The organism is Bradyrhizobium sp. LM2.9 (assembly GCF_054056555.1).
The window spans coordinates 1,297,821-1,317,750 of sequence record NZ_JBSRYJ010000002.1; the positions used below are offsets into that span (position 1 = coordinate 1,297,821).

A 19,930-nucleotide genomic window follows, 5' to 3' on the forward strand; every position below is an offset into this window, starting at 1 on the left:
CCGCCGCAATGGCGGAGGGGAGCGCAGCTTGCTATATCTCGCCTCAAGGTGAGGACGAGCCAATGACGCCCTATGATTTCAAGGATCCTGACGTGCGCCGCCGGCGGTTCCGCCCGATCCCGGTGCGGATGCTGGTGCCCAACGTCATCACGCTGCTGGCGATCTGCGCCGGCCTGACCTCGATCCGCCTGTCGATCGAGGGGCGGATGTCACTCGCAGTCTACGCCATCGTGTTCGCGGCCTTGCTCGACGGCATCGACGGCCGCGTTGCGCGCCTCATCAAGGGCCAGTCCAAGTTCGGCGCCGAACTCGACAGCCTCGCCGACTTCGTCAATTTCGGCGTCGCTCCCGGCCTGATGCTGTACTTCTGGCAGCTGCACGAGCTCGGTAATGCGGGCTGGATCGCGGCGATGGTGTTCGCGATTTCCGGCGGCCTCCGGCTGGCGCGCTTCAACGCCACCATGGACGATCCCAACAAGCCGGCGTTCGCCGCCAATTTCTTCACCGGCGTGCCGGCGCCGGCCGGCGCGATCACGGTGTTGCTGCCGATCTATGTGGCGTTCCTCGATCTCGGCCGGCTGCCTGCGGCGGTGACGGCTGCGTATACGCTGCTGATCGCCTTCCTGATGGTGTCACGCCTGCCGGTGTTCTCCGGTAAGACCAAGCGTATGCGCGTGCCGCCCGAGCTGGTGCTGCCGGCCTTCGTCGCGGTGGTCGTCTTCATCGCGATCCTGATCGCTTATCCCTGGCACGTACTCTCGGTGGGTACCGTGTTGTATCTCCTCGTTTTGCCGCTCGGCTACAAATCCTATCGCGACCAGGCGCGCGCGATGGAAGCCACGGCGCCGTCGGGAGGCGAGGTCTCGTCGCCGCCGTCGGCACCGACGCTGGCTAACCTTTCGGAGCCGCCGCACGAGGACGACCGACCCGGAAGCCTGCACTGAGCGGCAAGACACTGAGCAGCAAGAGACTGAGCAGCAAGACTCGGATATCTGCCATGAGTCGCCCTGAGTTGGGTTGAGGCCGGATCTCGGCTATATCGCCAGTGCCGGCGGCACCGCGCCAACAGCGGCCGCCAATCTGGGAGAGAACGCCGTGACTGATACCGCGACCGGGCCGCTGCCCGCTTCCGTCCTCGAAGCGCTGGGCCGCTACGACACGCCGACGATCTGCAATGCCATGGAGATCGTGGCGCCCGAGCGCCGGCTGATCGGCTACACCACCAAGCAACTGGTCTGCCCGTTCCCCGATCTGCCGCCGATCGTCGGCTACGCCCGCACGGTTGCAATCCGCTCGGTGCTGAAAAATTCGCTGCCGCCGGAAGAGCAGTCGAAGCGCCGCATCGACTATTACGAATATGTCGGCACCGGCTTTGGTCCGCGCATCTCGGTGATCCAGGACATCGACGGTCCCGACGTCGGCTACGGCGCGTTCTGGGGCGAGGTGCAGAGCAACGTGCACAAGGCGCTCGGCTGCCTCGGTGTCATCACCGACGGCTCGATCCGCGACATTCCGCAATGGGCCCCGGGCTTCCAGGCGCTGGCCGGCTCGATCGGACCGTCGCATGCCTGGGTGCATGCGGAGAGCTTTGGCGGCGAGGTGCGCGTCGCCGGCATGACCGTGAAATCGGACGATCTGATCCACGCCGATCTGCACGGCGCGATCGTGATCCCGCGCGACATCGCCGCAAAACTGCCCCACGCCGCCGAGCTCTGCGGCCGCCGCGAGACGCCGATCCTCGAGATCGCCCGCAGCCCCGACTTCTCGCTGGAGAAGCTCAAGGCCGCGCTGAAGCGCTCTGCTGAGATCCACTAACGGCGGGACTGCAACGATCTACGGCTGCGGCGCCGCCCGCGGGCTGCCCTGTTCCGTCAAGAACAGGGCGGCCTGATCCGGCTCGCCGAACACCGCGGCAGCGCAGCCAATCAAGGTGAAGCCGCCGGCAAAATCCCACAGAGTAATATCTTCCGCATTGTCCGGGATGTGGATCAAGCGCGCTGCGATCACGGCCAAGGCCGCCTCGATAAAGAGCAGCACGCTGAACACCGGCAGGACGAGCTCGGGTTTGAGCATGTGGAGCGCCAGCACTGCGGGAAGCGCGGTGAGAAGACTGAACAGCGTCACCATTACGATGCCTTCCGCCATGAGTGTGCCGGCCCGCGCCAGAATACCAAACTGACCCGTCACCCCCGATGTGGCGCAAGGCCGCAGCCGAAGGGTTCGCGCACCCACAGCCTTGAGTGACGGGGCGCGAGAGCCCTTATGGTTATCAAAACGTTGAAAGTCCTGTCGGCAGTCGGCAAAGCCGGCGCCTTTCAGCGCGCTGCACCCGCCAGGCGAGCCGGCTCAACTTAACCTTTACGCGTCTTTAATCGCAGCTCACTAGGGTTTCCGATGCGGTTCGGTGTTGGGCCGCGCCATCGGCCAGGACGGCCGTTGTTGTGTGCGCGTTGGAGTCTTCCATGGATATCATGACGGGCGCCGGCCTCGTGGCGGGCATTATCGTCGTCGCGACGATGGTGTTGCTGGGCGGCGATCTGCACATGTTCATCAGCGAGCATGCGATGATCATCATCTTCGGCGGATCGGCCGCAGCGACCATGATCCGCTTTCCGCTCTCAGTGCTGATGCACGGCCTGCCGCTCGGCATGAAGTTCGCCTTCACGATGAGCCGGCTGTCGGCGCACGATCTGGTCGACGAGCTCGCCCGCATCGCCGAGATTGCCCGCAAGCAGGGCCCGGTGGGGTTGGAAAAGGTCGAGACCGACGAGCCTTTCCTCGCCAAGGGCATTCGCTACGTCGCCGACGGGTACGACCTCGATTTCATTCGGGATAATTTGGAACGCGACCGCGACAATTTCCTGATGCATCTGAACGAAGGCAGCAAGATCTACCGCGCCGTCGGCGACTGCGCGCCCGCGTTCGGCATGATCGGAACCCTGATCGGCATGGTGCAAATGTTTTCGAACATGTCAGATCCCTCGAAGCTCGGCCCGTTCATGGCGACCGCCCTGCTGGCAACTCTCTACGGTGCGCTCGTCGCGAACCTGCTCTGCCTGCCGATTGCCGACAAGCTGCATGGCAAGCTGATCGACGAGGAAACCAATCGTACGCTGATCATCGACGGCATTCTGATGATCCGCGACTCCAAGAGCCCGACTTTGGTGCGCGAAATGCTGCTGGCCTATCTTCCCGAGAAGCACCGCCACGCCGAAGGCGAGCCGGTTCCGGCGTAACGCCGGACGCCGGGATCTGACCCATGGCCAAGAAAAAACGCGAAGAAGCACATGGCGGCCATGGCTGGTTCGTGACGTTTGCCGATCTGATGGCCTTGCTGCTGGCGTTTTTCGTGATGCTGGTCGCATTCTCCACGCAGGACTCCAACAAGCTGAAGATCGTCGCGGGCTCCATGCGCGAGGCCTTCGGCGTCCAGAGCGAAGCGCGCTACGCCGGCATCATCGAATCCGACGGCCTGCCGACCCGCGCGCGGCTGAAGAACGTCGACCACATTCAGCCTGAAGACGCCTCCAACACGCCGACGCCGGACCAGGAGGATCATGACCGCACGTCGGGAGCGAAGATCAAGGTCGATCGCAACTTTGCGCTGGCGGCGGCTTCGCTGCGCCAGGCCTTGCAGGACATGCCGGAACTGACCGAGATATCCAAGCACATCATGTTCGAAGAGACCAAGCAGGGCCTCAACCTCGAGATCGTGGACCAAGACGGCCGCTCGATGTTCGCCGACGGCTCCAAGGTGCCCTATGACCGCACCCGCCGGCTGATCGAGAAGCTCGCTGTCCCGCTCAAGGCGACGCCGTTGCGCGTCTCCATCGCCGGCCATACCGCAGCCGGATTCGTGCCGACCCGCAGCGACTACGGCGCCTTCGACCTTTCGGCCGATCGCGCCAACGCCGTGCGTCAGATCCTCGAACGCGAGGGCCTGCCGCCGGCGCACGTCTTCGCCGTCGCCGGCAAGGCTGACACCCAACCGCTGTTTCCGGACGATCCCTCGCTCGCGGCCAACCGGCGGGTGACCATCACCCTGATGCGCGAAGATCCGCCGCTGCCGCCGAATTTGAAGCCGTAGGGTGCTTTCAAGCGAAGGGACGCCGGTCGCGCGAAGAAAACCCGTCGAAATCAGAATTTGGAGCCGGTTCCGGTGCAATTGAAACGGAAAGGCTCCAAGCCCTTGCGCTACGATCTTACCTGAGGCATGTCGTCGCGCGTCGACGACCGTTGCTGCGCCGTCACAGCATTCGGCTCCGCGCCTGCTAAGGTGGCGTGTCGTTTGACAAGCGCGCCGGAACCGTCAAAAGGCGCCGGATCATTTCTCGGGAAGAAGCGTTTCTAGTCTCTCATGACGGCGAGCATCACATCGACCGAACCCCAGGACGCGCCAGTTACCTCGGGATTCTGGGGCCTGACGCTCGGGAGCATCGGCGTCGTCTTCGGCGATATCGGTACCTCGCCGCTTTATGCATTTCACGAGGCGGTACGGGGCGCGGCCCATGGCGCGCCGGTCTCGCGGGTCATGGTGCTCGGCGTGCTCTCGCTGATCCTCTGGGCGCTGCTGATCGTCGTCACCGCCAAATACGTGCTGCTGCTGCTGCGCGCTGACAACAACGGGGAGGGCGGCACGCTTTCGCTGATGGCGCTCGGCCAGCGCGCGCTCGGGCGGCGGAGCTGGTTCCTGATGGCGCTCGGCGTGGTCGGCGCCTCCATGTTCATCGGCGATTCCATGATCACGCCGGCAATCTCGGTGCTGTCGGCGGTCGAGGGTCTGAAGCTCGCAACGCCAGCGTTTGAACACTACGTCGTGCCGCTCACTGTCTTCATCCTGGCGCTGCTGTTCGCTGTCCAGAGCAAGGGGACGGCACTGGTGGCCTCGGCCTTTGGCCCAGTGATGGTGATCTGGTTCACCGTTCTTGCCGTGCTCGGCATCATTCACATCGCCGACGACCCGTCGGTGCTTGCTGCCATCAATCCCTATTACGCGCTGCAATTCCTGCTGTCGCATGGCACGATCGGCCTGGTGACACTGGGCGCCGTGTTCCTGGCTGTGACCGGTGGCGAGGCGCTCTATGCAGATCTCGGCCATTTCGGCCGCAAGCCGATCCAGTCGGCCTGGATGTTCTTCGTGCTGCCCTCGCTCCTGATCAACTATTTCGGGCAGGGCGCGCTGGTGCTGTCCGATCCCAGCGCGATCGAGCACTCGTTCTACCGCATGGTGCCAGAGCATTTCGTGCTGCCGCTGGTCGGACTTGCGACCGCGGCGACCGTGATTGCGAGCCAGGCGGTGATCACGGGGGCCTATTCGCTGGTCTATCAGGCTGTGCAGCTCGGGCTCTTGCCGCGCTTCGAGGTGCGTTTCACCTCGGAAACCCACGCCGGCCAGATCTATCTGCCGCGTGTAAACCGGCTGCTCCTGATCGGAGTGATGCTGCTGGTGCTGTTATTCCACACCCCCAGCAATCTAGCTTCGGCCTACGGTATAGCGGTCTCGACCACCATGGTCGCCGACGGCATCATGGGCTTCATCGTGATCTGGAAATTGTGGAACTGGCGCGCCGCGACGGCCGCAGTGGTGATCCTGCCCTTTGTCGTGGTCGACCTGAGCTTTTTCAGCGCGAATCTTCTGAAGCTGCTCGAAGGCGCCTGGGTGCCGCTGTTGTTCGGCGTGGCCATGGCCGGGACAATCTGGACCTGGCGGCGAGGGTCGGGGATACTGATCCAGAAGACGCGCCGGATCGAGGTGCCGCTGGACGATCTGATCCGCAGCCTGGAGAAGCGGCCGCCGCATATCGTCAAGGGCACCGCCGTGTTCCTGACCAGTGATCCCTCTTTCGTGCCGACCGCGCTGCTGCACAATCTCAAGCACAACAAGGTGCTGCACGAGCACAACGTGATCCTGACGATCGAGACCGCGCATATGCCGCGAGTCGATCTGTCCGAGCGTTTCCGGATGGAGAAGATCAGCGACAAGTTCTTCAAGGTCCGTCTGCGCTTCGGTTACATGGAGCAGCCGAACGTGCCCAAGGCGCTCGCGATCGCGCGCAAGCAGGGCTGGCAGTTCGACATCATGTCGACGTCGTTCTTCGTGTCGCGGCGCTCGCTGAAGGCGTCGGCGCAGTCCGGCATGCCGCTCTGGCAGGACCATTTATTCATCGCGCTGAGCCGGTCCGCCAACGACGCCACCGACTATTTCCAGATTCCCACCGGGCGGGTGGTTGAAGTCGGAACCCAAGTCACTATTTGAACGCGATCGGCTGAGCAATGCAGAATTGCATGGCTAAGGCCCAGAATCAGGCTAGGCTATGCCGATAGCGCAGGCCTATAAGCCGCGCGGCCCTCCGCGATTGTGCAGTGAAGCATTCTAGAGGCCACCAGGCTCTCCCATGACAAGTGACCTAGCGATTTCCGCCCCGGAAACGGCGGCGGCCAATGGGCATGGCGATGCCCACACGACCGCCCGTTTCGGTGCGCTGACGCTCGGCAGCATCGGCGTCGTCTATGGCGATATCGGCACCAGCCCGCTCTACGCGTTCCGCGAGGCGGTGATGGCGGCTTCCGGCGTGGAGGGCGTGCCGACGCAAGCGGCCGTGCTCGGCGTGCTCTCACTGATCCTGTGGGCGCTCATCGTCGTGGTGACGCTCAAATACGTCGTGATCCTGCTCCGCGCCGACAACAACGGCGAGGGCGGCACGCTGGCGCTGATGGCGCTGGCCCAGCGTGCGGTCGGCACCGGCGGAGCCACCATCGTCCTGCTCGGCATCATTTCCGGCGCCCTGTTCTACGGCGACGCCGTGATTACGCCGGCGCTCTCGGTGCTGTCGGCGATCGAAGGCATGAAGGACGTCACGCTGCGCTTCGAGCCCTACATCGTACCGCTGACCATCATCATCCTGGTCGGACTGTTCGCCGTGCAGTCCCGCGGCACAGCTCGCGTCGCCGCCTTCTTCGGCCCGATTATGTGCGTCTGGTTCGCGGTCATCGCGGCAGCGGCGATCCACCCGATCATCGAGCAGCCGCAGGTGCTGTACGCGCTGAACCCGCTCTACGCCGTGTCCTTCATGTTCCACCACGGCATCATCGGCTTCGTGACGCTGGGCGCGGTGTTCCTGGCGGTCACCGGTGCCGAGGCGCTCTATGCCGACCTCGGCCATTTCGGCAAGCGCGGCCGATCCAGATCGCCTGGCTGTCCATCGTGTTGCCGTCGCTGGCGCTGAACTATCTGGGGCAGGGCGCCCTCGTGCTCGGCGATCCCGGTGCGATCGTGAGCCCGTTCTTCCAGCTCTTTCCGCAAGGCTTTTTCCGCGGCTGCATGGTCGTGCTGGCGACCGCCGCAACTGTCATCGCGAGCCAGGCGGTCATCACCGGCGCCTATTCGCTGACACGCCAGGCGATCCAACTCGGCCTGCTGCCGCGCTTTGAAATTCGCCATACGTCTGAAGCCCATTCGGGCCAGATCTTCATCCCGCGCATCAACCAGCTCCTGCTGCTCGCGGTGGTGCTGCTGGTGCTCTTGTTCCGCTCCTCCAGCGCGCTGGCCTCGGCCTATGGCATCTCCGTCACGGGCACCATGGTCGTCACGGCGATGATGGGTTTCGTCGTGATCTGGAAGGTCTGGAAGTGGTCGCCGTTCACGGCTGCCGCCCTGATCGCGCCGTTCCTGTTCTTAGATCTCACGTTCCTGGCCGCCAATTTACTCAAGGTGTTCGAGGGCGGCTGGGTGCCGCTGGCGCTCGGCGCGCTCATGATCATCCTGATGTACACGTGGCGACGCGGCAGCCGGCTGTTGTTCGAGAAGTCGCGCAAGCTCGAATTCCCCCTCGCCGACCTCGTGGCGATGCTGGAGAAGCGGCCGCCGCAGCGCGTACCTGGTACCGCGGTGTTCCTGACCAGCGATCCCCTCAGCGCCCCGACCGCGCTGATGCATAGTCTGAAGCACTACAAGGTGCTGCATGAGAAGAACGTCATTCTCACCATCGAGACCGCGCAGACCCCGCGCATCAATCCGGCCGAACGGGTGAGGCTGGAGCAGATCTCGCCGACCTTCTCCAAAGTGACGCTGAAGTTCGGCTTCATGGAATCGCCCAACGTGCCGAAGGCGCTGGCGATCGCCCGCAAGCTCGGCTGGCAGTTCGACATCATGTCGACCTCGTTCTTCCTGTCGGGGGGGGGTTCCCCGACCCCCCCGGAGGGCGCTCAAGCCGGCCGCCCATTCCGGCATGCCGCGCTGGCAGGACCGGCTGTTCATCTCGCTCAGCCGTTCCGCCAACGACGCCACCGACTATTTCCAGATCCCCAGCGGTCGCGTGGTCGAGGTCGGGACCCAGGTAACGATCTAAAGCGACGATCTGATCCTCCATTTGAGGGTCGCACTTCAAGTGGCTGCGATTTAACTTTAACTTGCACGGATGAGCCCAAGCCTTTGTAGCGCTTGATTTTCGCTCACCGAGAGGCGAGGTTGCCGCCCGCGGGGATCACCCCGGATGCGGCTGCGACGTTGGAGGATGATATGGCAAACCAGGTACAGGATCTGACCCCGGACGAGGTCTCCAAGGGTGTCGCGGAGGGCCGCTATCTCCTCGTCGACGTTCGCGAGCCGAACGAGGTGGAAGCCGAGGCCTATCCCTACGGTGTCGTCGTGCCGCTCTCGACCTTCGATCCCAAGGCGATCCCCGATCCCGCCGGCAAGGAGGTCGTGTTCGCCTGCCGCTCGGGCAAACGCTCGGTCACGGCCTCGCTCGCGGCGCAGGCGGCAGGCCTGCCGTATGACAAGCATCTGGCCGGCGGCATGCTGGGCTGGAAGGCGGCGGGTCTTCCCAGCAAGGTCGGTGGCTGACCGGCCGATGACCAAGAGCTCGTCCCTGAACAATGTTTTCGCCGACCTTCCCGTCACCATCTTCGAGGCGATGTCGCAGGCCGCGCGCGACAATGCCGCCATCAATCTCGGGCAGGGCTTTCCCGACGATCCCGGTCCTGAGGACATCCGCCGCGCCGCGGCCGATGCATCGCTGAACGGCTACAACCAGTACCCGTCGATGATGGGCCTGCCGGAACTGCGCCAGGCGATCGCCACGCACTACGACCATTGGCATGGCCTCAAGCTCGATCCGATGAGCGAGGTGATGGTGACCTCCGGCGGCACCGAGGCGCTGACTTCGGCCATCCTCGCGGTGGTCCAGCCCGGCGACGAGGTGGTGTGCTTCCAGCCGGTGTACGATTCCTATCTGCCGATCATCCGCCAGGCCGGCGGCATTCCGCGCCTGGTCCGGCTCGAGCCGCCGCATTGGCGGCTGAATGAGGACATGCTGAAAAGCGTCTTCAGTTCAAAGACCAAGGCGGTGCTCTTCAACAATCCCCTGAATCCGTCCGCGGTGGTGTTTCCGCGCGAAGACCTCGAGCTGCTTGCGCGCTACTGCCAGGAGTTCGACGTCATCGCGATCTGCGACGAGGTCTGGGAGCACGTCACCTTCGACGAGCACAAGCACATCCCGCTGATCACGATGCCCGGCATGCGCGATCGCACCATCAAGGTCGGCTCGGCCGGCAAGATCTTCTCGCTGACGGGCTGGAAGATCGGCTTCGTCTGCGCCGCGCCGCCGCTGCTGCGCGTCGCCGCCAAGGTGCACCAGTTCCTGACCTTCACCACCGCGCCCAACCTCCAGGCCGCCGTCGCCTACGGCCTCGGCGAAGCCCGACGAGTATTTCCTGTCAATGCGCAAGGACCTGACGCGGAGCAGAGACCGCCTCGCCAAGGGGCTGGAGAGCCTCGGCTTCCCCGTGCTGAAGTCGCAGGGCACCTACTTCCTCACCGTCGACCTGTCGCCGCTCGGGCTTAACGAGAGCGACACCGAGTTCTGCTGGCGGATCGTGAAGGACTACAAGGTCGCGGCCATCCCGGTCTCGGCCTTCTACGAGCAGGACCCCGTGACCTCGGTGGTGCGCTTCTGCTTTGCCAAGAAGGACGAGACGCTCGACACCGCGCTGGAGCGGCTGTCGGACGCGGTGCGCAGGCGCAAGAGGTAGGGAGATGACGAACGTCGGCCGCTCAGGGGCTCGCCTTGGTCTCGCGTTCGCCGCGGCGCTGGCGTGGCTCCCGGGTCCCGCCGGGGCCGAAGAGCGGGTCGTCAACTTCTACAACTGGTCGAACTACGTGGCGCCTGACGTCCTCGATGCCTTCACCAGGGAGACCCGGCATCAAGGTGGTCTACGACACGTTTGATGCCAACGAGACGCTGGAGACGCGCCTGATGGCCGGTAAGTCCGGCTATGACGTCGTAGTGCCGACAGCCTATTTCCTCCAGCGCCAGATCAAGGCGAATATCTTCCAGAAGCTCGACAAGTCGAAGCTGCCGAACCTCGCCAATGCCTGGTCGGTGGTGACCGAACGTCTCGCGATCTACGATTCCGGCAATGTCTACGCCGCCAACTACATGTGGGGCACGACGGGCATCGGCTACAATGTCGCGAAGCTGAAGCAGATTCTGGGAGCGGACGCGAAGATCGACAGCTGGGACATCGTGTTCAAGCCGGAGAATTTGGCAAAATTCAAAAACTGCGGCGTCCACATGCTCGACTCCGCCGACGACATTTTTCCGGCGGCGCTGAATTATCTCGGGCTCGATCCGAACTCGACCAGGCAGGCGGACCTTGAGAAGGCGGCCGATGTCGTCGCCAAGGTTCGGCCCTCCGTGCGCAAGTTTCATTCGTCCGAATATCTCAGCGCGCTCGCGACCGGCGAGATCTGCTTCGTGGTGGGCTGGTCCGGCGACATCATGCAGGCCCGCGCCCGTGCGGCCGAGGCGAAGGGCGGCATCGAGATCGGCTACACGATCCCGAAAGAAGGCGCCCAGATGTTCTTCGACAATCTCGCGATCCCCGCGGATGCCAAGAACGTCAAGGAAGCCTACGAGCTGATCAACTATCTCTACCGCCCGGACGTCGCCGCCAAGAACTCGGACTTCCTGTCCTACGCCAACGGCAACCTCGCCAGCCAGAAGCTGGTCGATCCGAAGATCCTCGGCGACAAGAACATCTATCCGGACGAGGCGACACTCTCAAAGTTGTTCGTTATCACGGCGCGCGATCCGGCGACGCAGCGGGTGATCAATCGACTGTGGACCAAGGTGAAAACGGGGCGCTGAGGGGTTGGGAGGAGCGGACGCATCCTGCTCAGTCGTCATGCACGGGCTTGTCCGGGCATCCACGTCTTTCCTGCCGCGTGGCGATGCGTGGATGGCGGGGACAAGCCGGCCACCGCGGAGCGGCGAGCCTGCTACCGCCATCTCCGATGCAGCCATAGCCACTGCTCGGGATGCTCGCGGACCCAGCCTTCTACGACGTTCGTGATCGCCTGCGTCGTGCCCTGGATGTCGATCTTGCCGTCGGCGTCGCGCACCGGCGGGATCTCTTCCGTCAGTTCAGCGCGGAAACGGTTGCCGGGCAGGCGGATAATGCGGACGCCATGGATGGGACAATCGACCTGACGCAAGAGGCGCGCCAACATCGGATTGGCACGGGTCTTGCGGCCGAAGAAGGTAACCTCGACGCCGCCGGTCAGATACTGGTCGATCAGCATGGCGACGTGCTTGCCGTCCTTCAGCGCCTGCGCGAGCCGCAGCGGCGCGTCGCGTCCCGCCGGGATCAGCGTGCCCATGTTGACCTGGCGCATCTCCTGAATGATGCGGTCGGCTGACGCGATGTTCGGCCGGCGGTAGAGGATCGCCGTGTCGAGCCCATGCGCAACCGCCGCGAGCGCAGGCAATTCCCAGTTCGACAGATGGGCTGCGAAGATCAGCGCCGGCTTGCCGTCGTCGCGGATGCGGTCGAACAGCTCGATGCTATGCTTGGGCAATTCGATCCGGCTGTTTTCCGGATGATCGCGGTCATAGTCCCAGACGTGGTCCATATGGGCGAATTCGCCGCCGACGCGGCCGAGATTGTCCCAGACGCCCATCAGGATGGATTCGATCTCCTCCGCCGACTTTTCCGGAAAGGCGGCTGTGAGGTTGGCGCGGCCGATGCGGTGTTCGCGCAGGCGCGGCCCGATCAGCTTGGTAACGCGCGCGAAAAAGTCCGAGGTCTTGGCCGGATCGAAATAGCGCGTGGTACGCAGCATGCCGACGGTCGCGGCGCCGACCAAGCTGCCGCCGATCGACTTGGCGACCTCCCGCGCGCGGGCCGTCGTCCTCGCAGGAAGCAGCGCCATGCGTCCGGTCAGGCCGGTTCGCGGGTCAGGATCAGCGATGCGTTCTGGCCGCCGAAGCCGAACGAGTTCGACATCACCGCGGTGACGCGGGCGTCGCGCGCCTTGTTGCCGACGACGTCGAACAGGATCGTGGGATCCGGATTGTCGTAGTTGATCGTCGGCGGGATGCGCTGATGCTCCAGCGTCAGCAGCGAGAAGATCGCCTCGACCGCGCCTGCGGCCGAGATGGTGTGGCCGACCATCGACTTGTTGGAGGTGACCGGAATCTTTTGCACGAGCTCGCCGAACACCGCCGATGTCGTATTGTACTCCATCTTGTCGTTCTCGGGCGTCGCGGTGCCGTGCGCGTTGATGTGGTCGATCTGGTCCGGCGTCATGCCGGCATCGGCCAGCGTCTTGTTCATGCAGCCGATGATCGGCTTGCCGTCGGGCGACGAACGGGTGCGATGGAAGGAATCGGTGAGCTCGCCGCAGCCGGCGATCACGCCGAGGATTTTTGCGCCGCGCGCGGTGGCGGCTTCATAGCTTTCCAGCACGAGGGCGCCGGCGCCTTCGGCCATGACAAAGCCGTCGCGGTTCTTGGAGAAGGGGCGGGAGGCTGCCTGCGGCGGATCGTTCTGGGTCGACAGCGCCGAGAGCAGCGAGAAGCGCACCAGCGCCTCCGGATTCACGGTGCCGTCGGTCGCCACGCACAGCGCGGCGTCGGTCTCGCCGCGGCGGATCGCCTCGACGCCGAGCTGGATCGAGGTCGCGCCCGAAGCGCAGGCTGTCGACAGCGAGATCGGCGAGCCCTTGGTGCCGAAGGTCTCGGCGAGGTGGGCCGCGACCGAGCCGAACATGAAGCGGTGATGATAGGCGCTGTATTTGCCGCCGCCGGAGATGCGCAGCAGATCGTCATAGGTGAAGTCGAGCGCGCCGACGGCGCGGCCGAGCTCACGACGCTGCGGCCATTCGACCTCGACCGGCGCAACCCGCCAGGAAAAGGGGACCCGGGAAATCAGCCTTGGCGCCGATGCCGGCCTGCGCGAGCGCTTCCTCCGTCACCAGTTCGGCCATTCGCTCGGACAGACCGGTGGAGGAGAACGGATCGACGCTGACGAAATCCACGGTGCCGGCCATCGTGGTCTTCAGGCCGTCGACGGGAAAGCGCGTGATGGTGCGAATGCCGGATTCACCGGCGACGAGCTTCGCCCAATTGTCGCCTTTGCCGTTACCGAGCGAGGTCATGATGCCCATGCCGGTGACGACGACGACGGGACGCCCGAGTTTGTCGCGTGGTGCAGTCATGTCGATCCCCCGATAGAGCTAACTAAACTGCCTCGACCAGCGCCATGCCTTCGCCGCGCCAGTGTCCGGCCCCCACCACCACAATCTGGGTGGGCGCGCCCTGCATTTCAATCTCGGTCCCGGTCGAATCGTTCGGCGGAAACAGCGCGCCGCGCGAGATCGACAGCGCCGCGAGTGCAAGGCCGAAAGAAAAGCGGGAATTGCGTTTCCATGGTGTGGCCGAACATCGTGCCAGTCGAGCGCACCGGGAAGTCGGCGTGGCCCTTCAGGAAGCCGCGCTCTTCGCTCGTGGCGGGCTCCGCGCCGGTCGCGCCGGATATGATCGCGCCCTTGCCGTCGCGCTTCGGCAGCTTCGCCCAAAGCTTCTCCAGCGTCGCGGCCATGTCGCCGGGCTGCTTGCGGCGGGCGAGGTCCGCAACGACGCTCGACAGCTTTGCGAACGGCTTTGCGCCACGCGCTTCCGCATGCGCCTTCGATTCCAGCACCAGAAACGCGCCGGCCGAGCCGAGCGCGAAGCCGGCGTGATCCTTGCGCGCCCACACCGGGGCGAACTTGTCCTTCAGGTTGAAGTCACCGAATTCGTAGAGGACCATCAGGTCCTTGCGCTCGCCATTATGCGAGCCGCCGATCAGCGCGATGTCGCTCTCGCCCGAGGCGATGCGCGCAAGCGCGATGCGGGCGGCGTCGGCGCCGCGCCACCTCTTCGCCCATGAAGGTGCGCGAGGTGCCGCCAATGCCGTGGACGATGGCGATGTTGCCGGCGAGCAGGTTGGAGAGCTGCGCCAAAAACAGCGTCGGCCTGAGATCGCTCATCAGGCGTTCGTTGAGGAAGCCGGGCGCGTTGGCGCCCTTGGCCTCGGCCGTGAGCACGCCGGTGTCGACGTTGAGATCGCGCTCGCCGCCACCGGCGGCGGCGACCATGTCGATCTTCGACAGAATGTCCTTGTTGCCCTTGATGCCAGCGGAATCGAGCGCAAGGCCTGCGGCGTAGACGCCGATGCGCTGCCAGGCTTCCATCTGGCGCTGGTCGCCCTTCTTGGGTATCTGGCTGTCGTAGGTAACAGGCATAAGGGGATGCACGATGTAGGGCGCAAAGCCCTTCTCATCGACATTGATGCGCTTCTCCTGAAGCGCGGCCCAGTTGGCGTCGAGGCCCTCGCCGAGCGAGGTGGCAAGGCCAATGCCGGTGATCCAGACTTCCGTCGGGCCGGGCTTCGAAGCAGTCTCAGTCATGGCGATACGGCCTGTTGCGGAAAGCCGACGCGTTTCGCGACCGCGTCCATGTGGGAGCGCATATCCGCATTGGGGAAGGGAATCTGCGTGAAGGTCAACGTCGAATTCGCTCGCAGCTTGCCGCCGACCTTGATCTTGGCCTCGGTCACCGCGTAGCCCGAACCTTGATGCGAAAGGCTCGCCTCGATGCTCATGAGATCGCCGGGGAACACCGAACCGCGGACCTTGGCTTCCTTGACGGCGGCAAGGATCGGCATGCGCTCGAACTTGAGCACGCCGAGCTGAAGCCAGCCCGAGGCCTGCGCCATCGATTCGATCAGGAGCACGCCCGGCATCAGGGGATAGCCCGGGAAGTGCCCCTCGAAGATGGTGCTCTCCTTCGGGACCAGCGCCTCGACGACAATCGTCTGCGCGTCGATGTTGAGGTCGACGACGCGATCAATCATGTGGAAATATTCGAGTTGCATGACCGCGCGCTTACGCGCTCGCGCCCTTGGCCGCAACCAGTTCGTCGATGCGGGCGCACAGGTTCTTTAGCACGAAATACTGCTCGGTGGTCGCCTTGCCGTCGTTGACCTCCTGGGTCCACTTTTCCAGCGGCAGCTTGATACCGAACTGCTTGTCGATCGCGAACGCGATGTCCAGGAAATCGAGGCTGTCGATGCCGAGATCGTCGATGGCATGGCTATCCGGCGTGATCGTGTCGCGCGGGATGTCGCAGGTTTCAGCGATGATCGTAGCGACCTGATCGAATGTGGAGGACATCACTAAGCCTTTGATATTTTGCTGATATTTGTCGGATTTTCCAGAGGGGAACGGTGGGTCTGCATCGCGCCCCTGATGACGCCCTCAACCCTCCTCTGGCCGGGTCGAAAGCCCGTATATCGGAGCGCCGCCCTGAGTTCAATGGAGCCGGATGGGGTGGGGACAGGGCAGGGGATGCCGGCGGGAACCCGTTCGGTCGAGGACCGGCCGCGGGCCCTGCCAGATATCTCGCCTAGGCGTGCGGAGTCGTGATCTTGAGGCAGTCGCGGCGGCCCATCAGCACGCAATCCTGGGTCCGGCGCAGATCGGCGATGCTCACCGCAAGCCAGATCCCGATCGCGGTCAGCGCGATGGTGAAGGCCAGCGCTGCGATGTTGGCGAGCATGCGATGGCGGAAATCGTCCGGTTCAGGGCGGGCCTGCTCGTAGCGCGACAGGTCGAGCGGCTCGGGCCCGACGCGCAATTGCTGCACGGTACCGTTGCCCCGGGAGGCCGTCGGGGAAGGCGAGGTGCGCGGCCTGAACTGGAGCACCCGGTGCTCGTCATCCGAGCTTATGGGCCGCTGGGTTTTCATGGTGCAGGGATCACTCCGAAGCAGCGATTTTTAGATAGCATACGTGGTGAACGCGTTGCAGAAAATCTTCTCAACGCGCACGTGCATTGCGCATTCACACACTATCCTGCTCGGGGTGCGGTGATCACGGAACCGACGTCCGGGCTGCAGGCGGTGCGTTGCAATAACTCTGCGGCCAGCTGAATGCATTTTGCCGGCGCGAAGCCCGTGGCATAGTCCAGGGAACCTGAACCACCCAGTTGCAACCATGGAAGGGCCCTTCGACCATGACCACCAACACGCGCGAGCCGAGAGTGCATCCGGTGCCGATCCTGTCGCTTCGGCCGACGCAGATGACGGTCGGCATGCGCGAGGTCAAGGAGAAGCGCAAGCGCTGGCGCGAGCACGACAAGAAGAAGCAGGCCGATCTGCTCGGCAGGCACATGATCCCCGTCGTGCACGGCCCCGACGAGCGCTATTACGTGATCGACCATCATCATCTCGGCCGCGCGCTGCATGACGAGGGCGTCAAGGAGGTGCTGGTCACCATCGTCGGCGACCTCAGGATGGTCGAGCGCGAGGCGTTCTGGGGCGTGATGGACAACAAGCGCTGGGTCTATCCCTACGACGCCAAGGGCGAGCCGGCGGCCGTTCCGCGACTTGCCGAAATCGATCGTCGATCTCAAGGACGATCCGTTCCGGAGCCTTGCCGGTGAGCTTCGCCGCATGGGCGGCTTCGCCAAGGACACCACGCCGTTCTCCGAATTCCTGTGGGCCGACTATCTGCGCCGAAAACTGTCGCGCAAGGCGGTGGATGCCGACTTCGACAAGTCGCTCGAGAAGGCGATGTCCTCAGCCAAGAGCAAGGATGCGATCTATCTGCCCGGCTGGTGCGGACCGGCGGAGGATGATTAGGGCGAGACGCTCACTTCAGCACGGCGTGCGGCACCACAAAACGGACCTCATCACAGCCGCTTGAGCGAAATCATTTCCCGCGCCCCATGAAGCGGTCCTGAAACAGAGCCGGTCCATCTTTGAGGTAATTGAGCTCACACAGGAGGCAGGAATGCGCCGTCTGGTTTTCGCCGTTGCCTTGCTCGCGGTCGCCTCAGCAGGGATCTCGGCCTCGTTTGCCGCAGTTCATCACACCAGGACATTGACATTTTCCGAGCGCTTTGCGCCGGCGCTCGAGTTGATGGCGAAGCGCTAACGGCATAGTCGCACCCCGTAGGCAACGCAGCCGTAGTAGGGCCGGGCGTCGGTACCCACTTCGTTCGAAAACGCTTCAGCGCAAGGGAAGGCGATGAAGCGGCCTTGGGAACCTCACATAGGTCCCCAACCAATGAACCTTTGCGTAGTCCATTCAGACTTATCCACGCCGGGTTCTGCATCACACCCGCGGGGGCTGAAAGGCGCCGCGTGCTGCGGATGGCAGAGTTTTCCATGACCCCGGTAACGTTGCGGCCGACGCTTTGAAAATTGCGCCCGACACTCATGGAGCGCCAGATGAACGCCCAAGATCGTCCTGAACTCGACGCCCTCGTGGCGGCGGTCGCTCGGCAGCTTGCTGGCCCTTTTCGCGGCAAGCCAGTGCAGCCGGATCTCGAGCAACTACCGCTCCCCTGGGATCCACAGCATCAGCTTCCGGACGTACTTTGGCCCAGGCGACACCTCGCGCTGGCCGGCCTCGAGTTGACCCAATCAATCCAGTACAACGGCGCCGTCGGCGTCAGCTACGGCGACGACAATTCGATCCCGCTCGTTGCGCTCAAGCCGCTGGTGGTGCGTGCCTATCCATACGTGCAGCCCGGCGTTGCCGAGCCGGACACACTCACTGGCGCACGCGTTACAGGTGAGCTGGTGCTTTCGGTTGGCGATCGAATCGTTTACCGCACCGGCCCTACGCGCGCCGACGGGGCCCGGCTCGGTGCGCGTAACGAGCTCTCGCGCGAGCTGTGGGACAACGAGTTGACGGTCCCAGTTGGTGGACTCGGCGCGCTTGCATTCCACCTCGCGCACGTCAATTCGTCGCTGAATTTTTTCGTGCCAGCATGGTATTGCCGGACCGGCCACTTTTATCTCTCCGTCCGGCTCTGGCGTGCTGGCAGCGACGGCGCTTTATCCGCGCCCCAGGACCGCGCCACGACCGGGCGCTATATCGATTTTATGGATGTGCGGCCGCCGCGTGTCGCCATCGCGAGGGTCAACTGGACCGACAGCTCCGGCAACGTTACGAGCCCCGCCGACGCGATTATGCTCAGCACGATGCGCACGGCCGAACGGATGCTGCCGTTCCCTTATTTTGAGACGACGATTCTTGGCACATCGACGAACAGCTCGGCAGCGTTTGCGTCCGCCGCGACGGGCGGAGGTTGTAACACCGCGTGGACCGGCCTGCTCGCTGACTTGGCTGTCACGCGCATCTTCACCGCTCTGTTCCAGCTCGGCGATATTGTCTTCGCGTTTGTGCCGAGCGTAGCTGTTCCCGCCGCTGCCGGCTCCTACAACACGGGGTGCGGTCGCGCTGAAGGCGTCGGCGCCGCCTTTGCGGGGAGCGACACACGTTTCGCCTACGATTTCATTTTCGCCCACGAGATGGGACACGTCTTCACCTGCAACCACGTCGCGGTGCCAGGCGACAGCAGCGATGACCCGAACTATCCAAACTATGGCGGAAGCAAGACCTCCATCGGCGAAGTCGGCATCGATCCAGGAACGACGCCGCCGACGCTGTTCGGCCCGTCGGACACATCCGACGTCATGTCCTACAAGTCGAAGCAGTGGATCTCGCCGTACACCTATCTGAAGATCCTTAATGCGCGCGAGAATCACCAATCCGCACCGGCCGATCCGCGTCGCGTTCGTTCGCTCCTGATCCTGGCAGTGCGGGTGCATCGCCGCGTCAGCGACGAGAACCGCATCGAGATTCGCAAGGCTTACCGGATCGAAGCCGCCGGCATGGTATCACGGCCGAGCGATGGCGCCATTTCGCCGCTCTCGGTTGATCTGCTCGATGCCCATCGCCGGATCATTGCGACTCATCATTGTCTCTACACACGCGCGCAAGCGACCTGCGGCTGTTGTGGAGGAGGTGTAGCCGTTCCGCTCGACCGCGAGCCGTTCTACGATCTGCATGAAGCGATCGAATGGCCGAGCGAGGAAGTCGCTGCCATCTCGTTGCATGATGGCCGCGAACCGCTCGCGACTTTCGAAGTGGGCGAACCGCCGCAGGTCGATATGAGCGGCCCCGAACGGCGGGACCAATTCCTCGCGCTGCGCGTGCACGCGCGTCATCCGCGGGCCCAGCCGTCGATAGTCGTGCTGTTCAGCGGTGATGATCGCGAGACATGGCAACCGGTCGCGTTTGATCCTCCAGATGGCGAGGTGCTGGTGGAAAGCGAACGCTTGCCGGGCGGCGAACGCTGTTTCTTCCGCGCCATCGCAACCGCGGAATTTCGGAGCGCGAGCGCCGACAGCTCTCAATTCGAGCTGCAGCGCAGCCGTCGCCGGCTCTATCTGCGACTGCCTGATCCCCAGTGTCCGATCGCGCCAGGCGCCGTGCCGTTGGGCGCGATGATCGACTGCCGCGGGCTCGGTGTTGTCCGGTCCGATGAAATTCGGTGGCATTCGGATCTGGACGGCGACCTAGGCCTTGGGTACGAACTCGTCGCGCAATTGCAGGACGGACGGCACCTTATCACGGTAACCGCGCCGGACGGACGCGGCGGGTCACTTGCCGAACGCGGCATTATCATCGTTAGCGGTCGCCCCGCCGGCGTTGTAGGCCAAGCCCAGTTCTAACGCACACACGTGCGCTGCGTTCTCGCGGACTCCCGCCAGGATGGCTTTTCCGATCCTGGCTCATTCGGAATGCAGCG

Annotated in this window: 13 protein-coding genes and 6 pseudogenes; 12 read left to right on the forward strand and 7 right to left on the reverse strand. The window is 64.0% G+C overall.

Features of this window, described 5'->3' with window-relative positions; all coding sequences use genetic code 11:
• The first annotated feature begins 62 nt into the window (after positions 1-62).
• Positions 63-944, forward strand: a complete 882-nt coding sequence (locus ACVWW3_RS07450) for a CDP-alcohol phosphatidyltransferase family protein (protein WP_247446717.1) — start codon at positions 63-65, stop codon at positions 942-944.
• A 151-nt stretch (positions 945-1,095) separates the two neighbouring features.
• Entirely contained in the window at positions 1,096-1,815 is a 720-nt protein-coding gene (locus ACVWW3_RS07455) for an RraA family protein (protein ID WP_456652053.1), read from the forward strand.
• Between the two features lie 18 nt (positions 1,816-1,833).
• On the opposite strand, the gene ACVWW3_RS07460 is transcribed toward ACVWW3_RS07455, so the two are convergent.
• Entirely contained in the window at positions 1,834-2,145 is a 312-nt protein-coding gene (locus ACVWW3_RS07460; protein ID WP_247446718.1) for a hypothetical protein, read from the reverse strand.
• A gap of 317 nt (positions 2,146-2,462) precedes the next feature.
• On the opposite strand from ACVWW3_RS07460, the gene ACVWW3_RS07465 reads away from it, so the two are divergent.
• The 7 genes and pseudogenes from ACVWW3_RS07465 to ACVWW3_RS07495 all read left to right on the forward strand — a co-directional run bounded on the left by ACVWW3_RS07465 (position 2,463) and on the right by ACVWW3_RS07495 (position 11,150).
• A complete protein-coding gene (locus tag ACVWW3_RS07465) occupies positions 2,463-3,236 on the forward strand; it encodes a motility protein A (protein WP_247345488.1) in 774 nt (257 codons plus the stop codon).
• A gap of 23 nt (positions 3,237-3,259) precedes the next feature.
• Positions 3,260-4,087 (forward strand): OmpA/MotB family protein, encoded by an 828-nt coding sequence (locus ACVWW3_RS07470; protein ID WP_247345491.1) that lies wholly within the window; start codon positions 3,260-3,262, stop codon positions 4,085-4,087.
• A 270-nt stretch (positions 4,088-4,357) separates the two neighbouring features.
• Positions 4,358-6,256 (forward strand): potassium transporter Kup, encoded by a 1,899-nt coding sequence (locus tag ACVWW3_RS07475; RefSeq protein WP_247345494.1) that lies wholly within the window; start codon positions 4,358-4,360, stop codon positions 6,254-6,256.
• A gap of 139 nt (positions 6,257-6,395) precedes the next feature.
• Positions 6,396-8,348, forward strand: a pseudogene (locus ACVWW3_RS07480) (potassium transporter Kup).
• Positions 8,349-8,518: 170 nt separating this feature from the next.
• Positions 8,519-8,845, forward strand: a complete 327-nt coding sequence (locus ACVWW3_RS07485; RefSeq protein WP_015686918.1) for a rhodanese-like domain-containing protein — start codon at positions 8,519-8,521, stop codon at positions 8,843-8,845.
• Between the two features lie 7 nt (positions 8,846-8,852).
• Positions 8,853-10,032, forward strand: a pseudogene (locus ACVWW3_RS07490) (aminotransferase).
• Positions 10,033-10,036: 4 nt separating this feature from the next.
• Positions 10,037-11,150, forward strand: a pseudogene (locus tag ACVWW3_RS07495) (polyamine ABC transporter substrate-binding protein).
• A gap of 131 nt (positions 11,151-11,281) precedes the next feature.
• Here ACVWW3_RS07495 and ACVWW3_RS07500 read toward each other — a convergent pair.
• The 6 genes and pseudogenes from ACVWW3_RS07500 to ACVWW3_RS07525 form a co-directional block, all read right to left on the reverse strand.
• On the reverse strand, positions 11,282-12,214 hold the full coding sequence (locus tag ACVWW3_RS07500; RefSeq protein WP_456650447.1) for a lipid A biosynthesis lauroyl acyltransferase: 933 nt from the start codon (positions 12,212-12,214) through the stop codon (positions 11,282-11,284).
• An 8-nt stretch (positions 12,215-12,222) separates the two neighbouring features.
• Positions 12,223-13,501 (reverse strand): annotated as a pseudogene (locus tag ACVWW3_RS07505) (beta-ketoacyl-ACP synthase).
• Positions 13,502-13,523: 22 nt separating this feature from the next.
• A pseudogene (locus ACVWW3_RS07510) lies at positions 13,524-14,734 on the reverse strand (beta-ketoacyl-ACP synthase).
• Complete coding sequence (locus ACVWW3_RS07515; RefSeq protein ID WP_247345514.1) at positions 14,731-15,201, reverse strand: 3-hydroxyacyl-ACP dehydratase FabZ family protein; 471 nt, start codon at positions 15,199-15,201, stop codon at positions 14,731-14,733. The pseudogene ACVWW3_RS07510 and the gene ACVWW3_RS07515 overlap by 4 nt, the downstream one beginning before the upstream one ends.
• Before the next feature lie 10 nt (positions 15,202-15,211).
• Entirely contained in the window at positions 15,212-15,499 is a 288-nt protein-coding gene (locus tag ACVWW3_RS07520; RefSeq protein WP_007592476.1) for an acyl carrier protein, read from the reverse strand.
• 232 nt (positions 15,500-15,731) lie between these two features.
• Positions 15,732-16,073, reverse strand: coding sequence for a hypothetical protein (locus tag ACVWW3_RS07525; protein WP_247345517.1), 342 nt, complete (start codon positions 16,071-16,073; stop codon positions 15,732-15,734).
• 266 nt (positions 16,074-16,339) lie between these two features.
• On the opposite strand from ACVWW3_RS07525, the pseudogene ACVWW3_RS07530 reads away from it, so the two are divergent.
• From ACVWW3_RS07530 to ACVWW3_RS07540, 3 genes and pseudogenes are all read left to right on the forward strand, one after another.
• A pseudogene (locus ACVWW3_RS07530) lies at positions 16,340-16,967 on the forward strand (ParB-like protein).
• 151 nt (positions 16,968-17,118) lie between these two features.
• Entirely contained in the window at positions 17,119-17,262 is a 144-nt protein-coding gene (locus ACVWW3_RS07535) for a hypothetical protein (RefSeq protein WP_247446726.1), read from the forward strand.
• Between the two features lie 284 nt (positions 17,263-17,546).
• Positions 17,547-19,853, forward strand: coding sequence for a hypothetical protein (locus tag ACVWW3_RS07540; RefSeq protein WP_456671922.1), 2,307 nt, complete (start codon positions 17,547-17,549; stop codon positions 19,851-19,853).
• Positions 19,854-19,930: the final 77 nt, after the last annotated feature.

What these genes read in the sequence shown, in the direction of transcription:
- ACVWW3_RS07470 (WP_247345491.1), top strand. Translation starts at nt 3,260, where the DNA reads ATGGCCAAGAAAAAACGCGAAGAAGCACATGGCGGCCATGGCTGGTTC.
- ACVWW3_RS07515 (WP_247345514.1), bottom strand. Translation starts at nt 15,201, where the DNA reads ATGCAACTCGAATATTTCCACATGATTGATCGCGTCGTCGACCTCAAC.
- ACVWW3_RS07465 (WP_247345488.1), top strand. Translation starts at nt 2,463, where the DNA reads ATGGATATCATGACGGGCGCCGGCCTCGTGGCGGGCATTATCGTCGTC.
- ACVWW3_RS07500 (WP_456650447.1), bottom strand. Translation starts at nt 12,214, where the DNA reads ATGGCGCTGCTTCCTGCGAGGACGACGGCCCGCGCGCGGGAGGTCGCC.
- ACVWW3_RS07485 (WP_015686918.1), top strand. Translation starts at nt 8,519, where the DNA reads ATGGCAAACCAGGTACAGGATCTGACCCCGGACGAGGTCTCCAAGGGT.
- ACVWW3_RS07450 (WP_247446717.1), top strand. Translation starts at nt 63, where the DNA reads ATGACGCCCTATGATTTCAAGGATCCTGACGTGCGCCGCCGGCGGTTC.
- ACVWW3_RS07535 (WP_247446726.1), top strand. Translation starts at nt 17,119, where the DNA reads ATGCGCCGTCTGGTTTTCGCCGTTGCCTTGCTCGCGGTCGCCTCAGCA.
- ACVWW3_RS07460 (WP_247446718.1), bottom strand. Translation starts at nt 2,145, where the DNA reads ATGGCGGAAGGCATCGTAATGGTGACGCTGTTCAGTCTTCTCACCGCG.
- ACVWW3_RS07525 (WP_247345517.1), bottom strand. Translation starts at nt 16,073, where the DNA reads ATGAAAACCCAGCGGCCCATAAGCTCGGATGACGAGCACCGGGTGCTC.
- ACVWW3_RS07520 (WP_007592476.1), bottom strand. Translation starts at nt 15,499, where the DNA reads ATGTCCTCCACATTCGATCAGGTCGCTACGATCATCGCTGAAACCTGC.
- ACVWW3_RS07540 (WP_456671922.1), top strand. Translation starts at nt 17,547, where the DNA reads ATGGAGCGCCAGATGAACGCCCAAGATCGTCCTGAACTCGACGCCCTC.
- ACVWW3_RS07475 (WP_247345494.1), top strand. Translation starts at nt 4,358, where the DNA reads ATGACGGCGAGCATCACATCGACCGAACCCCAGGACGCGCCAGTTACC.